Annotated in this window: 12 protein-coding genes; 7 read left to right on the plus strand and 5 right to left on the minus strand. The window is 68.2% G+C overall.

Annotated features, from left to right (window positions below; genetic code table 11):
* The first annotated feature begins 340 nt into the window (after positions 1–340).
* Positions 341–2113, plus strand: coding sequence for a type I secretion system permease/ATPase (locus tag ASF28_RS12425; protein ID WP_082476534.1), 1773 nt, complete (start codon positions 341–343; stop codon positions 2111–2113).
* Positions 2110–3480: an HlyD family type I secretion periplasmic adaptor subunit gene (locus ASF28_RS12430; protein ID WP_056092770.1), complete on the plus strand. Its 1371-nt coding sequence runs from the start codon at positions 2110–2112 to the stop codon at positions 3478–3480. Before ASF28_RS12425 ends, ASF28_RS12430 begins: the two co-directional genes overlap by 4 nt.
* 132 nt (positions 3481–3612) lie before the next feature.
* On the opposite strand, the gene ASF28_RS12435 is transcribed toward ASF28_RS12430, so the two are convergent.
* On the minus strand, positions 3613–4026 hold the full coding sequence (locus ASF28_RS12435; protein WP_162240001.1) for a helix-turn-helix domain-containing protein: 414 nt from the start codon (positions 4024–4026) through the stop codon (positions 3613–3615).
* Positions 4027–4998: 972 nt separating this feature from the next.
* Here ASF28_RS12435 and ASF28_RS12440 point away from each other — a divergent pair.
* Positions 4999–7608: a sensor domain-containing phosphodiesterase gene (locus tag ASF28_RS12440; RefSeq protein WP_056092776.1), complete on the plus strand. Its 2610-nt coding sequence runs from the start codon at positions 4999–5001 to the stop codon at positions 7606–7608.
* Between the two features lie 68 nt (positions 7609–7676).
* Here the strand turns inward: ASF28_RS12440 and cynS are convergent, their stop codons facing one another.
* Both cynS and ASF28_RS23360 read right to left on the minus strand, forming a co-directional pair.
* Positions 7677–8165 carry a cyanase gene (gene cynS / locus ASF28_RS12445; RefSeq protein WP_056092778.1) on the minus strand — a complete coding sequence of 163 codons (489 nt, stop codon included), beginning with the start codon at positions 8163–8165 and terminating at the stop codon, positions 7677–7679.
* 193 nt (positions 8166–8358) lie between these two features.
* Entirely contained in the window at positions 8359–8892 is a 534-nt protein-coding gene (locus tag ASF28_RS23360; protein ID WP_244474997.1) for a hypothetical protein, read from the minus strand.
* A gap of 414 nt (positions 8893–9306) precedes the next feature.
* Here ASF28_RS23360 and ASF28_RS12455 point away from each other — a divergent pair, with 414 nt between their 5' ends.
* Positions 9307–11607, plus strand: coding sequence for a TonB-dependent siderophore receptor (locus tag ASF28_RS12455; protein WP_056092781.1), 2301 nt, complete (start codon positions 9307–9309; stop codon positions 11605–11607).
* Between the two features lie 17 nt (positions 11608–11624).
* Positions 11625–13223, plus strand: coding sequence for a PepSY-associated TM helix domain-containing protein (locus tag ASF28_RS12460; RefSeq protein ID WP_056092783.1), 1599 nt, complete (start codon positions 11625–11627; stop codon positions 13221–13223).
* A 25-nt stretch (positions 13224–13248) separates the two neighbouring features.
* Here the strand turns inward: ASF28_RS12460 and ASF28_RS12465 are convergent, their stop codons facing one another.
* Positions 13249–15075: a glycoside hydrolase family 15 protein gene (locus tag ASF28_RS12465; RefSeq protein WP_056092785.1), complete on the minus strand. Its 1827-nt coding sequence runs from the start codon at positions 15073–15075 to the stop codon at positions 13249–13251.
* A gap of 73 nt (positions 15076–15148) precedes the next feature.
* A complete protein-coding gene (locus tag ASF28_RS12470; protein ID WP_056092787.1) occupies positions 15149–16048 on the minus strand; it encodes an SMP-30/gluconolactonase/LRE family protein in 900 nt (299 codons plus the stop codon).
* Positions 16049–16426: 378 nt separating this feature from the next.
* Between ASF28_RS12470 and ASF28_RS12475 the strand changes: the two genes are divergently transcribed.
* Together ASF28_RS12475 and ASF28_RS12480 are read left to right on the plus strand one after the other, a co-directional pair.
* Entirely contained in the window at positions 16427–16663 is a 237-nt protein-coding gene (locus ASF28_RS12475; protein WP_056092790.1) for a hypothetical protein, read from the plus strand.
* A 114-nt stretch (positions 16664–16777) separates the two neighbouring features.
* Positions 16778–18301: a glycerol-3-phosphate dehydrogenase gene (locus tag ASF28_RS12480; RefSeq protein ID WP_056092791.1), complete on the plus strand. Its 1524-nt coding sequence runs from the start codon at positions 16778–16780 to the stop codon at positions 18299–18301.
* The last annotated feature ends 18 nt before the right edge of the window (positions 18302–18319 follow it).

Here is an 18319-nt window from a genome sequence, read left to right on the forward strand (position 1 = left end):
TCGGCTGGGTTGTATAAATCAACCTATAGAAGAACTGCCGCGTCTCAAGGGGTGTTCCGGGATCGGGCCGTTATTTTGCAGCTTCCGCAGCATGACCCCCGTTACTAGCTAATTTTATTGTAAACAGTCGGTAAATTTATGAGATCGAGCGCAAAATCGAACATTTTTATTCGTCTATCATTCATGCTCGTTAAGGTTTGTGTAACGCATTCCCGACCGGCATAATCCGGTGAGGCTTCCCTTTGGCGAAACGTCTCTACCATTAGCTGTGCCTTAACAGACTTAGAGGCGAGTACTATCGCCTGGGGCCATATTCATCCCTGAAGAGAGGCGAGCTCCGATGCGGGCGGATCACAGGAAGTCCGAGCTGAAGCAGGCTCTGCTGCGATGCCGGCGGGCGTTCTTCGGCGTCGCCGTCATGAGCGGCGTCGTCAACGTTCTCTACCTGACCGGCTCGTTCTTCATGCTCGAGGTCTATGACCGGGTGATCCCGGCCCGTTCCATCCCCACCCTCGTCGGCCTCGGCGCCCTCGCCCTGGCCCTGTTCCTGTTCCAGGGGGTGATCGAGGTCATCCGGGCGCGCGTTCTCGCCCGCATCGGATGCTCCCTCGACGAGGCGGTGTCCCAGCGCGTCTTCGATGCGGTGGTGCGCTACCCGCTGAAGTCACCCTCCGGGGGGGATGGACTCCTCCCCCTGCGGGACCTCGATCAGATCCGGAGCTTCCTCTCCGGCCTCGGACCGACGGCGTTCTTCGACCTGCCCTGGCTGCCGATCTACCTGGCGATCTGCTTCCTGTTTCATCCGCTCATCGGCTTGGCGGCCCTGGTGGGCGCCGTGATCCTGGCCCTGCTGACCCTCCTGACCGATCGCCTGACGCGCCGGCCCCAGCGGGAGGCGACCCGGCACGGCGCGCGCCGCAACGAGATTTCCGATGCCGGCCGCCACAACGCCGAGGTGCTGCACGCCATGGGCATGCAGCGGAACCTCGCCCGGATCTGGGCCACGGAGAGCCGCTCCTACCTCGATCGTCAGCGCCGGGTCGCGGACATCGCCGGAAGCCTCGGGACCGCCTCGAAGGTCTTCCGCATGATCCTGCAATCCGGCGTCCTGGCGCTCGGCGCGTATCTGGTGATCCAGGGGCAGGCCACGGGTGGCATCATCATCGCCTCGTCCATCCTCGTCTCCCGGGCCCTGGCTCCGGCGGAGATCGCCATCGCCCACTGGAAGGGGTTCGTCGCGGCCCAGCAGGGATGGGCGCGGCTCAACGACATCCTCGACCGCTTCGGTCCCGAGGCCGAAGCCCTCGAACTCCCCGCGCCCTCGGTGTCCCTCACCGTCGAGCAGGCGTCCCTCGTGCCACCCGGAACCCAGCGCGTGGTCGTCTCCGACATGAACTTCGGCCTCAAGGCCGGCCAGGGCGTCGGAATCATCGGACCGAGCGCGTCCGGAAAATCGACCCTCGCCCGCGCCCTCGTGGGGGTCTGGACCCCGGCGCGCGGATCGGTGCGCCTCGACAGCGCCACCCTCGACCAATGGTCGGCGGACAGTCTCGGCCGCCACATCGGCTACCTCCCTCAGGAGGCCGAACTCTTCGCCGGCACCATCGCGTCGAACATCGCCCGGCTCGCCCCCTCCCCCGACGCGGAGGCGGTGATCGCCGCCGCGCGGACGGCCGACGTGCACGACCTCATCCTGCGGATGCCCGAGGGCTACGAGACCCAGATCGGTCCGGGCGGGGCGAACCTCTCGGCCGGTCAGCGCCAGCGAATCGGGCTGGCGCGCGCCCTCTACGGCGATCCGTTCCTCGTCGTCCTCGACGAGCCCAATGCCAACCTCGACGAGCCGGGCGAACTCGCCCTCACCCGCGCCATGCTGAGCGTCCGCCAGCGCGGGGGCATCGTCGTCGTGGTCGCCCATCGCCCGAGCGCCCTCGCGGCCGTCGATCTCCTCCTGGTCATGGAAGAGGGTCGGGCCCGGGCGTTCGGCCCCAAGGACGAGATCATGAAGCAGATCATGCGCCCGACGGCCGTGCCCAGCGTCCGGGCCCCCAGGCGAACGCCCGCGGCCCAGACGGAGCCGGCTCCCAAGGTGAACCTGAAGGCACACGCATGACCTCCGCCCTCAACCCCCCCGTCCCTCGCTCCCCTGCCCTCACTCCCCCCGCCCCCCCTGCCGCGCGACCGTTCCAGGCGGACCGCTCCATCGGTCTGCACCTCCTCGGCGTGTCGGGCGTCATCTCCGTCCTCGTCTTCGGCATGGGCGGCTGGGCGACCGTCACCCAGATCAACGGGGCCGTGATGGCGTCCGGCCAGCTCGTCGTCGAGAGCGACGTGAAGAAGGTCCAGCACCCCACCGGCGGCGTCGTCGGCACCATCCGGGTCCGCGACGGATCGCGCGTCTCGGCCGGGGACGTTCTCATCACCCTCGACGAGACCCAGATCCGGGCGAACCTCGATATCGTCCTCAAGGCCATGGACGAGTTGAGCGCCCGGCGCGCCCGGAACGAGGCCGAACGCGACGGAACCGCGTCCATCGCCTTTCCCGCCGATCTCGGGGGACGCCGGGCCTCGGACGCCGTCGTCGCGCAACTCCTCGACGGCGAGATGCGGCTGTTCGAGACGCGCCGGTCCGGACGGGACGGCCAGAAGGCCCAGCTTCAGCAGCGCGTCCTGCAGATCCGCCAGGAGATCGCCGGGCTGACCGAGCAGGCCGAAGCCAAGGCGCAGGAGATCGCGCTCATCGCCGACGAACTCGTCGGCGTGCGCGAGCTCCGGTTGAAGAATCTCATCGCCCTCTCGCGGGTCACGGCCCTGGAGCGCGACGCTGCCCGTCTCCACGGCGAGCGCGGGCAGCTGGTGGCCGCCCAGGCCCAGGCGCGCGGCAAGATCACCGAGACGGAGCTGCAGATCCTTCAGATCGACCAGGACATGCGCGGCGAAGTCGGCAAGGAACTTGCCGACATCCGTGGGCGCTGGTCCGAGCTGGCGGAGAAGCGGGTCGCCGCCCTCGACCAGCTCAAGCGCACGGATCTGCGGGCGCCGCAGGACGGAGTGGTACACCAGATGACCGTCCATACGGTCGGCGGTCTCGTGGTGCCGAGCGAGCCGGCGATGCTCATCGTGCCCGACTCCGACAGCCTCGCCGTCGAGGTGCGAATCCAGCCGCAGGAGATCGACAACGTCCATCTCGATCAGGAGGCCGTCCTGCGGTTTCCCGCGTTCAACCAGCGCGTCACGCCCGAGATCGACGGGCTCGTCACCCGGATCTCCGCCGATGTGAGCCAGGACATCAAGACGGGCCTCAGCTACTACACCGCCCGCATCCGCGTGCCGGAGGACCAGCGCGACCGCCTCGGGAAGGTGCGACTCGTGCCGGGCATGCCGGTGGAGGCCTACATCCAGACCGGCGAGCGGTCGGTTCTCTCGTACCTTCTGAAGCCCCTCGCCGATCAGATCGCGAAGGCGTGGCGGGAGCGGTAAACCCGCGACCCGGCACGTCCCAGGGCGTGCAGCCCACCGCTTCGCGACGCCCGAGAACGGCCGTGGCTCGGGTGCCGCCCGGGTCTGCCGATCCCGTCTCCGCCCCGATCGGGGACGGCCGGGTCCGGGAGGCTACTTGCCGGCTTCGATCTCGCAGATGACCCGCGCAAGTTCCGACAGAAGATAGCGCGCGCGGGGGTCCTTGATCCGGTCGAAGGCCTCCTTGAAGATACTGTCTTCCGTCCGCCCGGCCGCCGACACCGCGGGCGCACCTTTCTCGGGCACGCTTCCCTCGGTCTTGGTGTCGTAGAAGTAGCTGATGTCGACGCCCATCGTCTGGGCGATCTGGTGGAGCTTGTCCGCCGCGATCCGGCTGCGGCCGCTCTCGTATTTCTGAACCTGCTGGAACGTGACGCCGAGGGCGCTGCCGAGATTGGCTTGGCTCAGGCCGGCCGAACGGCGCAGGGACTTGATGCGGGGACCGATCTCCCGCGTTGCATTGTCTCTGCTTGGCTCGGCCATCAGGTCTTGCTCGATCTTCTTCATGATCATTGATCTTATGAACCGCATCGGGGTGAGCCGAACCGTTTCATCCCGCTCATCCGCGCCCCCGCATATCCCCGACGAGGCGAATCGATCGCCTGTTTATGCGAAATACGATCGGCCGCCAATCCACCGCCTCCGTCACGTTAAATTGTTCGCCTGCGGGTGATGGACCATAACCCAAGTCGACGGATCGACAAACGTAGGCCTGAACCGATCTTTAGTGATTTGGCGCTCAGCGCTCGCCCATCATTCGGCCAAGGTCAATCCAAAGGTGTCGACCAAACAGTATTGAGGGGCGAAATTCACTTGTCGTAATCCAGGATGATCACAGTGCAGGCGAGATTTTGGGACAAATATGGAGCGGCATCAATGGTAGTTGTCGGAAATATTTAGGCTTGATTATCGCGGAGACAGACGGTAATTTATTTTTGAGGCACCCGATTATTCTTTTATTTTATGTATCCATCAGATGAATTATGTATGTAACCGGTAGTTGGCTCGTGCTCGGTATCTTTCTGAGATTTTTTTCTGATATTATATTTTAGAGTTCAAATTAATAGAAGTATTACCTGTAGGTTTTCCGTAAGATCCTGGTGATTGTCATTTTATCGACAGTGTCGCGACGTCGCGAACTCGGCCGCGAAAATTGAATGAGTCTGTGGTCCCGGACTCGGGACTTTGCGACGGGACGTCGTCCGCGACGACCCCGGGCGTGTGAGTCGCGGCACCGGACCCGGCGGTCCACGCCTCGACCTGACCCCGCCGAGGAACGCCGCCCTTGAGCATGGGGGGTCCGACGATCGACCCGGAGGCGCCGCGTTAGCGCATTCGAAACCACCTTCAAAAATCAACTGAGAGGCGAGTTTTTCTTATAGAACTTCTCCCTATCATCCTCGCACAACGTTCCGGGACGACAGTTCGCATCCAGGCTGTGGTCCGATCGCGATCCGCGTAAGGCAGGAGATCGATTCCATGCCCCACCCCACCCTCGAGCAGGAGCGACTGGATGCCCTGCGCGCCCTGCGTATCCTCGGTTCGACGCCCGAACCGCACCTCGACGCGGTCTGCCGCATCGCCGCCGAACTGTTCGCCGTCCCGATTGTCCTCGTGCTGCTGGTCGACGAGACGCGGATCTGGTTCAAGGCCCGATGGGGCGTCGAGGGCGAGGGGATCGACCGCGAGGGGGCGTTCTGCGATCTCACGATCCAGGGGCAGGCGGGGATTCCCCTCGTCATTCCCGATCTGCTGGGCGATCCGCGCTCGGCCGACAGTCCGCTCGTGGTCGGGCAGCCCCGCGCGCGCTTCTATGCCGGGGTCCCCCTGGCCCTCCGTTCGGGCCTCAACCTCGGCACCTTCTGCATCATGGACCGGACACCGCGCCCCGATTTCGGCGCGCGGGAGACGCGGCTGCTCGGGGAGCTCGCCGTCATCGTCGAAGCCCACTTGCGCCTGCACGAGGCACGGGTGACCGGTGAGACCGATGCCGCCCGGCGACTCATGGCGGAAGGCGCCCTGCGGCAGAGCGAACAACGCTTCCGCCTCCTCGCCGAGACCAGCACCGACGTGATCATCTGGTCGGATCTCGACACCACCCGCCGCTACGTCTCGCCCGCCATCCGGACGGTCCTCGGCTACGAACCCGACGAACTCGTCGGGACCAAGCCCCTCGATTTCGTCCATCCCGAGGATGCCGAAGCCTACGGACTGGTTCTCGACGACCTGACCCGTGCCCGCATCGATCAGGCGTCCACCTGCCAGCGCTACCGCCGCAAGGATGGCGCGTGGGTGACCATGGAGGTCTCGCAGAGCCTCGCGCGCGATCCGGTCACCAACAGCCCGACCGGCTACGTGACCTCCTTGAGGGACATCACCGAACGCAAGGCGGTGGAGGATGCCCTGCGCCTGAGCGAGGAACGCCTCGCCCTCGCCCTCAACAGCGGCAGCGACGGCCTCTGGGACTGGGATGTCGTGACGGGCGAGGTCAAGCTGTCCGATCACTGGGCCTCGATGCTGGCCTACGACCGCAGCGAGATCGTGCCCGACATCAGCTCCTGGTACACCCTCATCCATCCGGACGACGTCGAGCATTCGCGCCGGACGCTCGCCGATCATTTCGACGGGCGGACCGCCGCGTTCGAATGCGAGTATCGCCTGCGCGCCAAGGGCGGGCACTACATCTGGATCCTCGCCCGCGGCAAGGTGGTCGGCCGGACCGCCGACGGCGTTCCCCTGCGCGTCGTCGGCACGCATATCGACATCACCCGGCGCAAGACCGACGAGCAGCGCATCGCCCACCTCGCCCTGCACGATCCCCTGACCGACCTGCCCAACCGGACGCTGTTCTGGGAGCGTCTGACGGACGAGATCCGTCACGCGACGGCGCACGCCACCCGCTTTGCGGTCCTGACCTGCGACCTCGACGGCTTCAAGGGCATCAACGACGGCTTCGGCCATCCCGCCGGCGACCTCCTGCTGCAGACCGTGGCGGCGCGGCTTCTCGCGGTCGTTCGCAACGTCGATACGGTGGCGCGCCTCGGCGGCGACGAGTTCGCCATCATCCTCAGCCGAATCCGGCACGCCCACGATGCCGGCACCATGGCGACGCGCATCATCGAGGCGGTCAACCGGCCCATGGCGTTCAACGGCCACACCATGAGCGTCGGCGCCAGTGTCGGCATCGCCTTCGGCACCGGGGACACGCACGATGCCGTCGCTCTCTTCCGGCAGTCCGATGCGGCCCTGTACCAGGCCAAGGCCGCCGGAAAGAATACCTACCGCTTTCACAATCCTTCGGCCGAGACGGCGCGGGCGGTGCCCGGATCGCTGAAGTCCGAGATGAGGGAGGCGATGAAGCGCGGGGACTTCCAGCTTCTCTACCAACCCATCGTCGAGCTGGAGACCGGCACCATCGCGGGCTTCGAGGCCCTGATGCGCTGGGAGCATCCGCTCCGGGGCGAGATCGCGCCCAGCGAGTTCATTCCCCTCGCGGAAGAATCCGGCCTGATCATTCCCCTGGGGGCCTGGGTCCTGAAGGAAGCCTGCCGCCAGGCGGCCTCCTGGCCGGCCCCCCTCAAGATCGCCGTCAATGTCTCGGCGATCCAGTTCCAGCAGATCAGCATGGAGGAAACCGTCCTGCGCGCGCTGGCCGGCTCGGGACTTCCGCCGCACCGGCTCGAGCTCGAAATCACCGAGACGATCCTGATGCAGAAGACCGAGGCGGTCACCCGGACGATCCGGCGTCTGCGGGACATCGGCGTCCGCATCGCCCTCGACGATTTCGGGACGGGCTATTCCAGCCTGAGCTATCTCCACCAGTTCGATATCGACACCGTCAAGATCGACCGCTCCTTCGTCGTCGCGATGACGAGCCCCAGGACCGTGACCATCATGCGCGCCATCGTGGCACTGGCGAAGAACCTCGGAGCCCGCGTGACCGTCGAGGGTGTCGAGACACGGGACCAGCTGGATCTGGTCCGGGCGGAGGGGTGCACCGAGGTCCAGGGCTACTTCTTCAGCCCGCCCCTGCCGGCCGAGGGCCTCGTGCGGCTGATCGCGACCGGTCCGTCGCGGCGGGCCGCCTGAGACCGCCCCTCGAGCGAGGCGGCGGTCTCGGGCCCGGCGCCGACGGACCGGGATGTTCGGCCGGTGGCTCAGCCTTCCTTGAACCCGTATTCCGGGACGCCGTCCTCGTTGTCGTAGTACTTGTATGGCAGGAACTTGCCCGAGAGGTTCATCTTCACCCGGTCGCCCTTGTTGTTGGGTTCGCGCTCCATGGTCATGTTGAAATCGATGGCCGACATGATGCCGTCGCCGAAATCCTCCTGGATCAGCTCCTTCCACGTCGTCCCGTAGACCATCACCAGTTCGTAGAAGCGGTAGATCAGCGGATCGGTCGGGGGCATCTGCGGGATGGAGCCGCGATACGGGGCCTCGTTGAGCATCCGTTCCTCGGCCTGGGTGAGGCCGAACAGGGCGGCCGCCTTGGCGGCCTGGGCCTTCGGCAGCTTCATCTGGCCCATGCAGGCGGCGGTGATGAGGATCGGGGAGATCCCGCCGATCTCGGCCTGGATGTGCTTCCAGGTCCAGCCCTTCTCGCGCTTGATGTCGAGGAGCTTCTCGGTGAGGTCTTCGCGCTTCATACTCGTCTCCTGGGTGCACGGGCGCCGCGCCGAGAGCTGTCCATGGTGGGCGGTTCATGGCGGCGGCGTCCGGAGGTCCGCCGCTCTTCAAATGCCGTGCCACGGCGCGTCACACGGAAGGCACATGCCCGGTTAACGGGCTGCCCGTGGGGTCGGCCATCGCGCGCTCGGATGCGGCCGGCGGGCTCCGGTGTCAGCGAACCTCCGTCACCCGCTTCAGCTTCTGCTCGCGCTCGTACGCCGTGACCGCCGAGGCGCAGGGGGGAGACAGGTGCCTCGTGTTCTTGCGAAAGCAGATCTCGTCCTCGGGGCCGCCGGGTGCGTGGTCACTGCCAACTTCGCGGTGGCCGCCCGTGCAGGACCGCTTCAGCACCTCGCGGATCGTGATCGGGTCGGCGTGGGCGACGGAGGGCGCGAACAGGGTCCCCACACGAGGAGCGTCGTCGAAATCCGTGAGATACCGATGCGTGACATGCCGGATTCGATTGGTACCGGCGCCCCCCGCGACACCGTCGGTGGCATGAAGCTCTCGTTCTGTATCCGATGCGCCGTGCGACGCCACGCGGTGCAAATCGCCGACGTCCAGGTCTTCGACGTCCAGATCTCCGGCGTCCGAGCCGCTCCTGCCGAAGTTGTCCACATCACAGGCATCGGTATCCGGCGCGGCGAGGCGATGCATAAACGCATCGCCCGGCGGGAAAACCGCATTCCGATTTTCGCCTCCCATGCGTCGTCACGTTGTCGGACGCACGCCGTCTCGCCCGTGGGATGCAGGTAAGTCGGACATGGCTCCCCTGCAGCCAGCCGGGCCTTCGCCTGTGGCCCGTCATCGGAATCGGTGTTCCGGCAGCAATCCGGGCGGCGCCCATTCGGCGATGCGCCTCGAAAATCGGCCAGGGTTCGGATTAACCGGCGACGCCATTCGTGGGCGCTCGGCGAATTATGGATTTAGAATAAATCCAGAACATAATTCTTGCGCGCCTCCGCAGCCCTTTGCCAATGAGTTGAGTGCGCCGGATAAGAAAGTAGAACTTTTCTAATCTGGAGCGATGAATGTTGAATTCCAGTGTGAGTCACCAATCCCGTGCATAACGCTCCCGCGAAGTCTTGCGCGTTTCCGTCCCGCCACAGCGACCAGCGCATGGTCGTCTTGGCGTTGCTGTCGAGTGTGGCGATCTGTGGCCTCGGTGCCGGATCGGCCGTGGCCCAGGACGCCGCCCAGACCGTCACCCTCGACACCCTGTCCGTCGAGGGCGCAGGGCGTGGTCCGAGCGTCGCCGGAACCGACCGGGGCGGCCCCCTCGGCGCCGTGCCAGGGTATGTCGCATCGCGCAGCACCGTCGCGACGAAGACTGACACGCCGATCCTCGAGACGGCCCAGTCGATCTCGGTGATCGGACGCAAGCAGATTGAGGACGGCAACGCACTCACCATCAATCAGGCCCTGCGCTATACCCCAGGCGTCACCACCGAGCAGCGCGGCGGCGCCGGATCGACCCGCCTGGAGCAGTTCCTCATCCGCGGCTTCAGCGCCCCTGTCTTCCTTGACGGAATGGCGCTCCTCGGAGGACGCGACGCCAACGCGTCCGTCGACCCCTACCGCCTGGAACGCATCGACGTGATCAAGGGGCCGGCCTCGGTGCTCTACGGCCAGTCGGGTCCGGGCGGCATCGTCAATCTGGTTTCGAAGGTGCCGCGCTTCGTGGAGCACGGCGAGATCTTCGTGCAAGGCGGCGGCTTCAACGAGGTGCGCGGCGGCGTCGACGTCGGCGGCCCGATCCACTCGGACGTCCCGGGACTCGCCGACCAGTTCGCCTACCGGATCGTCGGCTTCGGCTGGAACGGCGACGGCCCTGTGGACACGACGCGGGTCGAGCGCGTCCTGATCAACCCGAGCGTGACGTGGCGCCCCTCCAGCGACACCTCGCTGACCATCATCGGCAACTATCAGCGCGACCCGTTCTCGGGGTTCTACGGCGGCTTCCCGGCCGTGGGCACGGTATTCCCGCGCAACTTCGGCAGTGGCGTCATCGGCCGTCTGCCGGTCAATTTCTATGACGGCGACCGCAACATCGAGCGCTCCGACCGGACCCAGGCGTCCATCGAGTATCTGTTCGATCACCGCGTCAACGAGAACCTCCGGTTCCACTCCGCGGGCCGGTATCTCCGGACGCAGGGCGATTATCGCAGCGTCTACAGCGCGTTCAGCCCGCTCAACGGCCCCACGGCCTCCGGTCCCCTGCTGCCGCGCGCGGTCATCGGCACCAACGTCGATGCCGAAGCCTTCACAATGGACAGCAACGCGGTGGCGACCTTCGACACCGGCTTCATCGCCCATACGGCGCTGCTCGGCGTGGACCACCGTACCTTCAGCACGCGCACCCTCGGAACCCCCTTTCCGACGGCTCCGAGCCTCAACGCCCTGGCGCCGGACTACGCGATGAACATCGCGTTCCCGGCCTTCAACACGGCGTCCCGCGTCGATGCGCAGCAGACCGGGGTGTACTTTCAGGATCAGGCGAAGTTTGATCGCCTCGTCCTGACCGTCGGCGGACGCTACGACGTCGCCAGTCAGACCGGTCCGACCCGGACCTTCAACCTCGCGGCCAACACCAGCACCCTGACGCTCCAGGACGCGCCGGCCGACGCCCTCACCGGCCGGGCGAGCCTGCTCTACCTGTTCGATTCCGGCGTGGCGCCGTACGTGTCCTACAGTCAGGCGTTCGAGCCCATCGTCGCCGGCCGGGTCTTCGACACCGCCTTCGGCACCGTCGGCCGCATCCCCGATCCGCAATTGAGCGACCAGTACGAGGCCGGCATCAAGTACCAGCCGCCCGGCACCGACATCCTTCTCACCGCAGCGGCGTTCGACATCCGCCAGTCGAACCGGACGACGGCCGATACGACCGCGGGCCGTGCTCCCGGGTTCGTTCTGCAGACCGGCCAGGTCGGCGTGCAGGGTGTCGAGTTCGAGGCGCGGGCGAATCTTGCGGAGGGGCTGACCCTCGTCGGCGGCTTCTCTCTTCTCGACGCCCGCAACGTCCGCGACGACGGCCGGACCTTGAACGACCTGACGCAGCAGAACGTGGCCCTGGAGGGTCGCCGCCCGGTGCTGGTGCCGGACAAGACCGCCTCACTGCTCGCGACCTACCGCTTTCTCGACGGGCCGATGCTCGGCCTCGAGATCGGCGGCGGCGTGCGCTACCTCGGGCCGTCCTGGGGTGATGCCGCCAACACCTTCAAGGTGCCCGAAAGCGTACTCGTCGATGCGACGGCCTCCTACGACCTGAAGTACCTCGATCCGAAGCTCCAGGGCTTCTCCATGCAGGTGAACGCCAACAACCTCCTCGACGAGCGCTACGTCAGCGGCTGCAACGGCTACACCAGCTGCTATTACGGCCTGCCGCGCACGGTCTACGCGACCTTGCGCTACCGCTGGTAAGAGGTCAGGAGCCGGACATGAAGAACGGCTTTCGCCAATCCATGGCCTGGCTCCACACCTGGGCCGGCCTCGTGGTCGGGTGGGTGCTGCTGGCGGTCTTCGTGACCGGCACGGCGAGCTACTACCGGGCCGACATCTCGCGCTGGATGCGGCCGGAGCTGCATCAGGCCGCCGCCTCCACCGATCCGGCGTCCTTGGCCCGGGCCGCCGAGATCGGGGTCGCCCACATGGCCGAGCATGCGCCGAACGCGCGGACCTGGTTCATCGGCCTGCCCCGGGCCGAGAGCCCGGTCCTCGACCTGTTCTGGCGCACGAAGCCCGGCACCCCGCCGGGCCACGCCGTCCTCGATCCGCAGACCGGCGCCCCGGCGACGGTGCGCGACACCAAGGGCGGCGACTTCCTCTACCGCTTCCACTTCGAGCTCCACATGGCGCCCCTCTGGGGCCGCTGGATCGTCGGCATCTGCGCCATGATCATGCTGGTGGCCATCGTCTCCGGAATCATCACCCACCGGCGGATCTTCTCGGATTTCTTCACCCTGCGGCGGGACAAGGCGGCCCAGCGCGGCTGGCTCGACGCCCACAACGTCACTGGCGTGCTGGCCCTGCCGTTCCACCTCATGATCACCTACACGGGCGTCGTCACCCTCGCGGTGATGTACATGCCGTGGGGCATCACCACGGCCTATCGCGGCGACAACCAGGCCTTCTATGCCGAGAGCGGCCAGATCACCGCCCAGCGCCCCGCCCTCGGCCGGCCGGGACAGCTCGCGCCCATCGGGCCGATGGTGGCCCGGGCCGTGGCGATGGTGCCAGAGCCCCTGGAGCGCCTGTCCGTCGTCAACCCGAAGGACGCCAACGCCACGGTGGTGGCGGTGTTCGAGGAGCCGCACGGCCTGTCGCACGCCCACCCGCAGATCGCCTTCGACGGCACCACGGGGGCCGTCGTGGAGGTCCTGCAGGGCGGCCTGAAGCCGGCCGCCAAGACCTTCACCACCATGGTCGGCCTGCACGAGGCGCACTTCGCCGGCACGGCCCTGCGGGGTCTGTTCTTCGTGTGCGGCCTCATGGGCTGCGCCATGGTGGCGTCGGGCCTGATCCTGTGGTCGGTGGCGCGCCTGCCCAAACCCGGCACGCGGCCGTTCCTCGGCCTGCGGATCGTCCAGGCCCTCAACATCGGCACCGTGGCGGGCCTGCCGGCGGGCATCGCGGCCTATTTCCTCGCCAACCGCCTCCTGCCCGTCGGCCTCGCGGACCGCGCCGACTGGGAGGTCCGCGCGTTCTTCGCGGTCTGGGTCCTCGCCACCCTTCTGCCCCTGGCGCGACCGCAGCGCCGGGCCTGGGTCGAGGCGATGACGGCTCTGGCCGCCCTCACCCTCGCGGTCCCGGTCATCGACGTCCTGACGATTCCCGGCCATCCCCTTCGCTTCGGAGCGGGCGAGCCGGCTTTGTTCCTGTGGTTCGACGGCGTCCTCGTCGCCCTCGCGGCCCTGTTCGCCGTCTGCGCCCGCAAGATCGGCCGCTACGAAGGACCGCGCCCGAAGCGGCGGACCGCGCCCGCGGAGGCCGCGCGCGTCCGTGCGGGACAGGCAGAGCGGCAACACGCGATGACGTGACCGACCCTGATGCCGGGGCCCGGCATCAGGTGGTGGGCATCCGGGGCGCCCGGCGGGCCTCGGTCTCGCATAGGGCGCGGTCGGCGTAGGTGCCGCGCAGGGCCGCCCGCCCGCCATGCGCGAACAGGTCGAGCATGAGCCCGCTGTGGATGAAGGCGAGGTGGCTGAACGCCTGCGGGAAGTTGCCGAGGAACGTCCCGTCCTCCGCCGCCTCCTCGGCGTAGAGACCGACATCGTTCTGGAGGGCGCGCAGGGCCTCGAAGCGCGTCCGCGCCTCGCCGTCGCGGCCGAGCCACAGCAGGGCGTCGACGAGCCAGAATGCGCAGATGAGGAACGTGCCCTCGTGGCCCGGCAGGCCGTCGTCGTTCCGGTAGCGGTAGACGAGGTGATCGTGCCCGAGGCGCGCGATGATCGCGTCCACCGTGCGGGCGAACACCGCCTCGTCCACGGGGAAACCGACCATCGGGGCAATGAGAAGGGCCGCATCGACGTCGTCGCTGCCGATGTATTGCGGATAGTATCCGTCGGCGTGGACGGCCTCGCCGTTGACGCAGGCGACGATCCGGTCGCGCTCCCGGCACCAGTCGGAGCGCTCGCCGAACAGGCGGATGGCCCGGTCGAGGGCGACCCAGTTCATGATCGCGGCGTGGAGGTAGCGCTCCTCGGGCTTGCGCGGCTCCCACAGGCCGGCATCGGGCTCGTGCCAGTGGGCCGCGGAGAAGTCGGCGAGTTGCGCGCCGTGCGCGCGCATCGCTTCGCTCAGGGTGCCGCCGAGGCGCTCATAGAGATAGATGAGGTCGAGGACCTGCCCGTAGGCGTCGCTCTGGTGCTGCTCGGCCGCCTCGTTGCCGTGGCGCACGGGCGCGCTGCCGCGCCATCCCTCGAAATGCGCGATGGTGTGTTCGGTCAGATCCACCTCGCCGGCGATGCTGTAGAGCGGCGCCAGCGCGCCGGTGGTCCGGTCGGCGAGATCCGCGACGAAGCCGAAGAACGCCTCCGCCTCCCTGACCATGCCGAACTTCTTGAGGACGTAGAACGACAGGCACGCGTCGCGAATCCAGCAGAACCGGTAGTCCCAGTTGCGGATGCCGCCGATCTCCTCGGGCAGGGACGTCGTGGCCGCTGCCACGATGGCGCCCGTGGGCTCGTAGGTCAGGGCCTTCAGGACCAGGGCCGAGCGCACGAGTTCGTCTGCGATGGGACCGCGATAGGTCGCGTCCCGCGTCCAGAGCGCCCAGGCCCGGCGTGCCTCTTCCAGCAGGGCTCGCAGGTCCGGCACGGTCTCCGGGGGCGCGCCGAGGGTGAGGGCGAAGCTGCGGTCCTGCGCGGCCTCCAGGGTGAATCGGGCCACCGCCGCGCCGTCCTCGGATGCGAACTCGACATCGGAGATCAGGCCCGGATGGTCCGGCGCGGTGACCCGGCCGCCCCGGATCTCGAGGGGCGCGAAGGTCTCGGCGAAGCCGTCGAGGGGCCGGTACAGCGCCACCATCGGCACCGAACCGGAGATGCCGGTGACGAGGCGCACGAGGCGGGGCCGGTCGGCGCCGGCCGCTTTCGGCACCATGAAGTCGTGCAGGGTGACGAGGCCGGTGGGCGTGCTGAACGTCGTCTCGAGGATGTTGGTCCGGCTCACGTATTGCCGCGCCGTCTCGAACCGCCCGGCCGGCTGGATGGTGAACCAGCCGCCGCGCCGCCGGTCGAGGAGGCGCGAGAAGACCGGGTCCGCATCGAACCGCTCCAGGCAGGCCCAGTCGATGGCGCCGTCGCGGGCCACCAGGGCACAGCCTTCGCAATTGCCGATGAGCGCATAGGCCTCGATGGGCTGATAGGGCCGGTCGCCGGACACTGTCATGGAGAGTTTTCCTGGGGCGCCGGAACGCGGCCACCCCCATGATTGAGGAACGGTTGTTGCTGCGACGGACGAATCAGGCGGTCAGGCGGAACGCGGGTTCGAGCAGGCCGCGCGCGCCGATGCCAACGAGGAGGGTGCACCCGTGCGCGGGATCGGCGGCGCGCTCGGCCTCGTCCATGCCCTCGTAGGCGGAGGTGACCAGGAGGTGGTCGAGGCTGCGCCCCGCGAAGGTGGGGCAGGTCGGCTGGTGCGGCGGCACCGGGACGGTGCGGACCCGGTCGCCCGCCGGACTGTAGGCGTCGAGGCAGGCGGCGCCGAACCGCGCCGTCCAGATCAGCCCCGCTTCGTCCACGGCCGCTCCGTCGATACCGCCGGCTCCGTCGCCGTGGTGGTAATGCGTCTCCGGCTCGCCCGCCGGCAGGCCCGTGGCGGGATCGAGGGCGACGCGCTGGAGCACGCCCGCCTTCGTGTCCACGAAGTACCCGGTCGCGCCGTCGGGCGAGAACGCGATGCCGTTGGGGATCGTGATGCCGGCGAACAGCTGGGTCACCCGCGTGCCGGCGACGTGATAGATCGCCCCCCGGCCCCGCTCCGCGTCGCGCCCCATGGTGCCGATCCACAGGGCGCCGCTCGGGTGGACCCGGCCATCGTTGGCGCGCGTGCCGGCATCGTCCGCCTCGAGGGCGCAGTGGCGCGTCAGGCGCCCGTCCGCGAGGGTGCGGATGTAGAGACCGTCCTCGGCGGCGAGGAGTTGGCGCGTGCCGTCGATGGCGGCGATGTCGCTCGCCATGAACGGGAGTTCGTGAACCCGGGCGGGACCGGCGCCCTCGGCGAGGGGCAGCTCGTACAGGCGGCACTCCAGGATATCGACCCACCATGCCGTGTCCGTCGCCGGATCGTAGCTCGGGCCCTCCCCGAGATGGCACCGGGGGGCGTCGAGGACGCGGATCGTCGGTTCGGCCGTCACCTGCATCGTTCACTCCGATCTGCGGTCGATGACGTCCGCGCAGGGGCGAAAGTTCCTGTGCGATCAACAGGAAAGGCCGAACGGTTGTATCGCCGCGAACACGTTCGAAGGGGGTGCGGCAGTCCCGTCGGCGCGAGCGGCGTGGCGTCCCACCCCATGCCCGGACCCTGACAAAAACCGTTTTTTGTGAAGTCTTGCCGGCCGCCGTCGCGATTTGGCTAACACTCCGTCAAGACTTGGTCATTATTCGAAATCATACGCTCAGGTGGCCGCCGCGATGATCCCCAGGATCGGACAGGCCGTCATCGACCGACCTCCCCCGATCGCCCCCATCGTCCGCATCCGGCCCAGCGTCGGCTTGGCGGCAACCACAGGATCTGAACCGTGAGCTTCACCGTCCACGCGCGGGTATCGCTGCGCGCGCTCTCCTATCAGCACGGTTCGATCCTGGGCGCCCTGGAGCAGGGATTGTCCCTCCTCACCGCCGGCATGTCCGATGTCCGCATCGTCGATTCCGGTGGCCGCAGCCACAGCCCGACGGCCCTGTACGCGCAGCTGTTCGGGCCCCGCGCCGCCGTGGCCGCGCCGGCCGCCGAGACGGACCTGCCCCTGGCCGCGTGAGGGCCGGCCCGTCCCGGGTGGACGATCCTGCTTCCGGTGTGAAAGGATGCCGCGCGGTCCGGGCCGTTTCGCGTCCGACACCGATCGCGGGGAACGTCCCACCTCGGAGCGCTCGTGACGGCTGCCGCCGATTCGCCCGACGCGTATGACCTCGCCATCATCGGCGGCGGGGTGAACGGCTGCGGCATCGCCCGCGATGCGGCCGGGCGCGGCGCGCGGGTGGTCCTGTTCGAGCAGGGCGATCTCGCGGGGGCCACGTCGTCGGCTTCGACCAAGCTCATCCATGGCGGCCTGCGCTACCTCGAACACGGTTCATTCCGCCTCGTGCGCGAAGCCCTGGTCGAGCGCGAGATCCTGTGGGGGATGGCCCCGCACATCGTCCGGCCCCTGCGCTTCGTCCTGCCGCACACGCCGGGGCGGCGCCCGGTCTGGCTCCTGCGCCTCGGCCTCTTCCTCTACGACCACCTCGGCGGCCGCCGTCACCTGCCCCCGACCCGCAGCCTCGATCTCGCGCGCGATCCGGCCGGGGCGCCCCTGCGGGACGGCCCGTCGCGCGCCTTCGCGTATTCCGATTGCTGGGTGGACGATGCCCGCCTCGTCGTCCTGAACGCCGTCGACGCCGCCGAGCGCGGTGCCGCGATCCGCACCCGCACGAAGGTGGTGCAGGCCCGGCGAAGCGAAGACCTCTGGACCCTCGCGACCCGCGCGGCGGATGGCGCGACTGGCCACGTGCGGGCCCGCGCCCTCGTCAACGCCGCCGGTCCCTGGGTCGCCGACGTGTCGTCGCGGATCACCGGGCGCAACGCCGCCGCCGGCATCCGCCTCGTCCAGGGCAGTCACATCGTGGTGCCGGCCCTGTTCACGCACGATCAGGCCTATCTCTTCCAGAACCGCGACGGGCGCATCGTCTTCGCGATCCCCTACGAGGGCGCCTTCACCCTCATCGGCACCACCGACCGGGACTATGTCGGCGATCCGGCCGAGGTCCGGGCCGGCCCGGAGGAGGTCGCCTATCTCTGCGCGGCCGCGAGCGAGCACTTTCGCGCGCCCGTGCGGGCGCAGGATGTGGTCTGGAGCTTTTCCGGCGTGCGCCCGCTCCACGACGACGGGGCCGGCGCGGCGCAAGCGGCGACCCGCGACTACGTCCTCGACCTCGACGCACCGGACGGCCTGGCGCCGCTCCTGTCGATCTTCGGCGGCAAGATCACCACCTATCGCCGCCTCGCCGAGCACGCCCTGGCGCGCCTCGCCCCCCACCTCCCCTGCCTGAACCGGCCCCCTTGGACCGCCAGGAGCCCGCTGCCCGGCGGCGACTTCCCCCGCGACGGGTACGGCGCCGTGGTGGACCGCCTCCGCGACGCCTATCCGTGGCTCGCGCCGGACCACGCCGCGCGGCTCGTGCGCGCCTACGGCACCCGCGCCGCCGCGATCCTCGGGGAGGCGGAAAGTCTCGCCGATCTCGGCGGCGTCTTCGGGGCCGACCTGACCCGGGCGGAGGTCGATCACCTCGTGGCCCGCGAATGGGCACGCACCGCCGATGACGTCCTGTGGCGCCGCTCGAAGCTCGGCCTGCGCTTCCGGCCCGCCGAGATCGCCGCCCTCGAAGCCCACCTCGCCCGCGCGACCTGCGCGGCCTGACCCCGGAACGGAGCTTCG

This window comes from Methylobacterium sp. Leaf99 (assembly GCF_001422375.1).
In the GTDB taxonomy this organism is placed as follows: domain Bacteria; phylum Pseudomonadota; class Alphaproteobacteria; order Rhizobiales; family Beijerinckiaceae; genus Methylobacterium.

Coding starts and splice junctions, on each gene's coding strand:
- ASF28_RS12425 (WP_082476534.1), top strand. CDS start 341: ATGCGGGCGGATCACAGGAAGTCCGAGCTGAAGCAGGCTCTGCTGCGA.
- ASF28_RS12430 (WP_056092770.1), top strand. CDS start 2,110: ATGACCTCCGCCCTCAACCCCCCCGTCCCTCGCTCCCCTGCCCTCACT.
- ASF28_RS12435 (WP_162240001.1), bottom strand. CDS start 4,026: ATGAAGAAGATCGAGCAAGACCTGATGGCCGAGCCAAGCAGAGACAAT.
- ASF28_RS12440 (WP_056092776.1), top strand. CDS start 4,999: ATGCCCCACCCCACCCTCGAGCAGGAGCGACTGGATGCCCTGCGCGCC.
- cynS (WP_056092778.1), bottom strand. CDS start 8,165: ATGAAGCGCGAAGACCTCACCGAGAAGCTCCTCGACATCAAGCGCGAG.
- ASF28_RS23360 (WP_244474997.1), bottom strand. CDS start 8,892: ATGGGAGGCGAAAATCGGAATGCGGTTTTCCCGCCGGGCGATGCGTTT.
- ASF28_RS12455 (WP_056092781.1), top strand. CDS start 9,307: ATGGTCGTCTTGGCGTTGCTGTCGAGTGTGGCGATCTGTGGCCTCGGT.
- ASF28_RS12460 (WP_056092783.1), top strand. CDS start 11,625: ATGAAGAACGGCTTTCGCCAATCCATGGCCTGGCTCCACACCTGGGCC.
- ASF28_RS12465 (WP_056092785.1), bottom strand. CDS start 15,075: ATGACAGTGTCCGGCGACCGGCCCTATCAGCCCATCGAGGCCTATGCG.
- ASF28_RS12470 (WP_056092787.1), bottom strand. CDS start 16,048: ATGCAGGTGACGGCCGAACCGACGATCCGCGTCCTCGACGCCCCCCGG.